A 4,577-nucleotide genomic window follows, 5' to 3' on the forward strand; every position below is an offset into this window, starting at 1 on the left:
TCCTGGAGCCGGGCGCGCGGCTGGTGGAGGGCTGGATCGATGAAGTTGTCGCCCACACGGCCAGGCAGACCATGGCGGCACGGTTTTCGCGCACGCGAGCCAGTCGCACGCCATTCCTGGCCCGGGTCTTTTCGGGAAACCGCGCCTTGGCCGACGGCTTGCTGATCAGCAAGCGTCAGGCAGCTGCCGCGGCAAAGAGCGCCGGCAGTGCCGGGACCATCGCCCGCGGCCTCGCGACGAAGCGGCTCGACGCGGAGATCTGGATGGCGCCGGCCAAGCAGGAGCGCCGCTCGTCGACGTGATTTTTGCAGTTGCTCAGGTCATTGTGCATTGCACAAAATCTGACGCGGGGTTAGCTTCCGTTCAAGCGGGAATTGGGTTTGGACATGCCGAGAGGCGAGCACCGATGCGGCATCGGTGGTGCTCTCATAGCCGAGGACCCAATGAAGCTTTCAACCCCCGACACATCCGGCGCGGCCAGTCTCGAGGCCATTGCGCGCAACGGCAGCCTGCTGCGGCGCATCGCCGTACGTATTCCAACCTATCTGACGGACCTGCGGGAGAACCCTGCCTGGCTGCCGATGTTCGTGTTGGCGCGCACAATGCCCGGACGCCGCATGCATTGGCTGGGCGCAAAACGCGCCCGCCCGGTCGCCAATGCCGGGGATACGATGTTTGCCGGTGTCGAACGGGGAGCGGTCGTCGATGCGTTGCGCTCCGACGGGCTGTTCTCAGGCCTGGTCCTGCCGCCTGATATCCATGAAGAGATCGCCGACTTCGCCGGGCGCACGCCTTGCTTCGGCAATTTCGACCGCCGTCTCGAATTCATGCCGGGGGAACATGCCGAGGCCGAGAAACGCCTTGGCCGCTCGCTGCTCAGCGGGCATTTTTTCGAGCGCATCCTCGACTGCCCGGCGGCGCTTGCCATCCAGCGCGATCCGCTGCTTCTGGATATTGCCGCGCACTATCTCGGCGGCCAGGCAAAACTGATCACGACGCGCGTCTGGTGGAGTTTTCCAACCGGTGCGGCTTCGGACGCCGACAAGAACCTCGCCTCGCTCGGCAAGTATCATTTCGACCTCGATGATTGGCGCATGCTGAAATTCTTCTTCTACCTCAAGCCGGTCGACGCCGACACCGGTCCGCATGTCTATGTCAGGGGCAGCCACAAGCGCCGCAGCCTCAAGCACCAGCTTACCCTTCTGGTCGGTCATCCCGCGCAGCAGGTTCTGGATGTCTATGGCGAGCAGAGCCCGGTGACGCTGACCGGCGAGGCTGGTCTCGGCTTCGTCGAGGACCCCTTTGGCTTTCATATGGGCACCGTGCCGGCACGCACGCCGCGACTGATGATGGAAGTCGGCTTCGGCGTATCGCCGCCGTCGCGCCGACGGTTTCATGGCGAGCCGGTTATCCGCTGAGAGCTGCCTATCCGAAGCTCATCTCGACAGGTGTCCAGTGTGTGCGGCGTCTGGCTTGGCGCTGCGCCCTGTTTTCCGTATCGAAGTCAACGCGGACCGGCTCCTGGTTGAACCGTTCGCGGTCGTCCAGGGCGTTGATGATGACGATCGCCCTTGCATCGTCATCTCTGGCGATTGCGGCGACGTAGACACCGCACCGCCGGCAGATCAGATAGTCGGCCGTCCTCAGCCCGAACTGATATCTCCGCAATTGCGTCTCGTCCTTGACCGAGATGACCAGTCTGCCATTCGGATCGGCAACGGCGCGCGAACCATGTCTGACACAGAACGAGCATTGGCAAGCGCGAACTTCGGTTTGCGGTGGCTCGAGCTCGGTTGAAAATTCAAGGCGTATATTGCCGCAATGGCACCCACCGGTGTGCACGGTCATCGTAGCTGCCTTGTCGTGAACGGCGATGATCGCCTTCAGACAAGGTACTTTTCCGAGGTCCGGTTTGGAATGGGGTTTCAAAGGCGCCGGTGCTGTTTTGCCTGGCGAACGCGGCGTGGAACCGGCGCTTTGCCTCGGCTTTTACGGAGCCGATTTGCCGCGCCGCAAATGCTCGTCCAGGCGCGGCATGATCTCGACGAAGTTGCATGGCGTGTGCCGGTAGTCGAGCTGCGCTTTCAGGATGCCGTCCCACGCGTCCTTGCAGGCGCCGGGTGAGCCCGGCAGCACGAAGACGAAGGTGGCGTTGACGACGCCGCCGGTCGCCCGGCTCTGGATCGTCGAGGTGCCGATCTTGTCGTAGGAAATGCGGTGGAACACTTCCGAAAAGCCATCCATGCGCTTTTCGAAGATCGGCTCCAGCGCGTCCGGCGTCACGTCACGGCCTGTGAAGCCGGTACCGCCGGTGGTGATGACGACATCGATATTCTTGTCCTGTGACCACGCCAGAACCGTGTCGCGGATTTTCTCGCGGTCGTCGGTGACGATATCGCGGGCCGCCAGCAGATGGCCGGCCTCGGTGATGCGGTCGGCCAGCGTCTGGCCGGATTTGTCGTCGGCGAGGCTGCGCGTGTCCGAAACGGTCAGCACCGCGATGCGCACGGGAATGAAGGAGCGGCTCTCGTCAATTCTGGCCATCTGCGCCCTCCGATGCGATGGTGCGCGTCGCCGCGACGAACCAGTCGGGCTGGCGGCCGCGGATCTCGGCAGCGGCACGCTTGGCGACATTGCCGGTCTCGAACAGGCCGAAGCAGGTGGCGCCGGACCCGGACATCCGTGAAAAACCCGATCCGGCCTTGTTCAGCCAGGAAAGCGCCCTGCCGATGGCGGGCTGCATCGCTAGCGCCGCGGGCTCGAGATCGTTGCGAGTAATCTCCAGCCAGTTGCGCAGGCTGTGAAAATCGATGCCGCGCGGCAGGGGCGGCAAGGCCTCATTGTCGCGCCGCGAAAGCGCTGCAAAGACATCCGCCGTCGACACCGGGGTGCCTGGATTGACCAGCACCAGGCCAAGCGCCGAAAAATCCGGCACCATCGACAGTTCATCCCCGATGCCGCGCGCTACCAGCGGCTTTGCCGCCAGGCACATCGGCACATCGGCGCCAAGCGAAAGGCCGATCCGCGCCAGCTCTGCGCCGTCGATGTCCAGCGCCCATGTCTCCACCAGCCCGCGCAGCACGGTCGCCGCGTCGCTCGAACCGCCGCCGACGCCGGAGGCAACCGGCAGGTTCTTTTCGAGCCGGATGGCAACCGGCGGTGTTCTCTCGTGCCCGGCTGTCTGCCGCAGGGCATCGCGCGCCCTAAGCACAAGATTGCTTGCGTCGACTGGAACGGCCGGTGCGTAGCGGCCGGACACGGCAAACTCATCGCTGTCGGCGGGCGCGATTTCGACCCTGTCGCCAAAACGCGTGAACACCGCTAGGCTTTCTATCAGATGATAGCCGTCAGGGCGCCTGCCGGTGACATGCAGCGCAAGATTGATTTTGGCGTACGCAGGCCAAGTGCGCACACCGAAAGCGGTGTCCACTGCGTTTGATGTAAGCGAAATGATGGTCAGTCCTTGGCCAGTCGGTATTCGCCGGTCTTCGGATCCTTGACCAGCGTTCCGATCGCGCCGTTGGCCGTCTGCTTTTCTGTGCGCCGCACCTTGGCGGTCACGCGCTCGGCTTCCCTAATGAAGGTGCGGTAGCCGAAATAAGCGGCAACGCCAACGACGGCGAAGAAAATGATCTGCGGCATGCCAAAACTCCTCCCACGCTGGGCCGGCGAAGGCGGCCGGTCGGGTCGGTTGATGCATGTCGACCCGGTTTTGGGGACACGACATGCATGAAACTCAAGCTCTCATGCTAGACGGTTTTGCCGGGTTTTCAAAGCCCGAAGCGAGACCACAATGCGCGCTCTTCCGCCGCATCGATCACGCCGCTGGCGGCAGCGGCTACGATATCGGGCGCTGAAAAGCCCTTGCTTGAGCCGAACAGGCCGAAGCGGCTAAGAAAACCGCGCGGTGTCGTGATCAGCCTGAGCTGGGTTTTCGCCCCGAAACGGGTCTTGAGCACAGTGCGCATGTCGCCGAGCGCATCGACCAGACCGAGTTCGAGGCCCTTGATGCCGGTCCAGAACAGGCCGGTGAACAGGTCCGGGTCGTCCTTCAGTTTCGTGCCGCGCCGCTCCTTGACGAGGTCGATGAAGGTTGCGTGCACCTCGAGCTGCAGCGCCTTCAGCCGTTCGACATCTTCCTTCTTCTCGGGCTTGAACGGATCGAGCACCGCCTTGTTCTGGCCGGCGGTGTGGACACGGCGCTCGACACCGATCTTTTTCATCAGTTCAGGGAAGCCGAACGAGGCCGATACCACGCCGATCGAACCGACGATGGACGACGGATCGGCGAAGATCTCGTCACCGGCGACCGCGATCATGTAGCCGCCCGACGCCGCGACATCCTCGACGAAGACCAGTACCTTTTTGTTCTTTTCCGTGGCCAGGTCACGGATGCGCTTGAAGATCAGCCGAGACTGCACCGGCGAGCCGCCCGGCGAATTGATCGAGATGGCGACCGCCGGCGCGTCGTAGGAGAACGCCTTCTCGATGAGGCCGGCGGTGGAAGCCAGCGACAGGCTCGGCCGAAACTGGCCACCGCCTGCCATGATGGTGCCGTGCAGCCGGATCACCGGAAT

Annotated in this window: 6 protein-coding genes and 1 pseudogene; 2 read left to right on the top strand and 5 right to left on the bottom strand. The window is 63.5% G+C overall.

The window, feature by feature from the left end; genetic code table 11:
* Positions 1-302 (top strand): annotated as a pseudogene (locus EN939_RS21895) (glycosyl transferase family 2); the annotation flags it as partial.
* A 141-nt stretch (positions 303-443) separates the two neighbouring features.
* Positions 444-1,418 carry a hypothetical protein gene (locus tag EN939_RS21900; RefSeq protein WP_023808671.1) on the top strand — a complete coding sequence of 325 codons (975 nt, stop codon included), beginning with the start codon at positions 444-446 and terminating at the stop codon, positions 1,416-1,418.
* A 7-nt stretch (positions 1,419-1,425) separates the two neighbouring features.
* Here the strand turns inward: EN939_RS21900 and EN939_RS21905 are convergent, their stop codons facing one another.
* The 5 genes from EN939_RS21905 to EN939_RS21925 form a co-directional block, all read right to left on the bottom strand.
* Positions 1,426-1,848, bottom strand: coding sequence for a GFA family protein (locus EN939_RS21905; protein ID WP_127269627.1), 423 nt, complete (start codon positions 1,846-1,848; stop codon positions 1,426-1,428).
* Between the two features lie 141 nt (positions 1,849-1,989).
* Positions 1,990-2,544 (bottom strand): molybdenum cofactor biosynthesis protein B, encoded by a 555-nt coding sequence (gene moaB / locus EN939_RS21910; protein WP_127269628.1) that lies wholly within the window; start codon positions 2,542-2,544, stop codon positions 1,990-1,992.
* The gene (locus tag EN939_RS21915; protein WP_127269629.1) at positions 2,531-3,430 is read right to left on the bottom strand and encodes a 4-(cytidine 5'-diphospho)-2-C-methyl-D-erythritol kinase; all 900 of its coding nucleotides are present in this window, start codon (positions 3,428-3,430) and stop codon (positions 2,531-2,533) included. Before EN939_RS21915 ends, moaB begins: the two co-directional genes overlap by 14 nt.
* Before the next feature lie 26 nt (positions 3,431-3,456).
* Positions 3,457-3,642, bottom strand: a complete 186-nt coding sequence (locus EN939_RS21920; RefSeq protein ID WP_023808667.1) for a membrane protein — start codon at positions 3,640-3,642, stop codon at positions 3,457-3,459.
* Positions 3,643-3,770: 128 nt separating this feature from the next.
* The coding region (locus EN939_RS21925) for a S49 family peptidase (RefSeq protein ID WP_164751135.1) at positions 3,771-4,577 on the bottom strand (807 nt) is incomplete at its 5' end.

It is taken from the genome of Mesorhizobium sp. M7A.F.Ca.CA.002.05.1.1 (assembly GCF_003998335.1).
Lineage (GTDB): Bacteria > Pseudomonadota > Alphaproteobacteria > Rhizobiales > Rhizobiaceae > Mesorhizobium.

Excerpts from the sequence above, each read along its gene's own strand:
- EN939_RS21900 (WP_023808671.1), top strand. The coding sequence starts at position 444 with ATGAAGCTTTCAACCCCCGACACATCCGGCGCGGCCAGTCTCGAGGCC.
- EN939_RS21905 (WP_127269627.1), bottom strand. The coding sequence starts at position 1,848 with ATGACCGTGCACACCGGTGGGTGCCATTGCGGCAATATACGCCTTGAA.
- moaB (WP_127269628.1), bottom strand. The coding sequence starts at position 2,544 with ATGGCCAGAATTGACGAGAGCCGCTCCTTCATTCCCGTGCGCATCGCG.
- EN939_RS21920 (WP_023808667.1), bottom strand. The coding sequence starts at position 3,642 with ATGCCGCAGATCATTTTCTTCGCCGTCGTTGGCGTTGCCGCTTATTTC.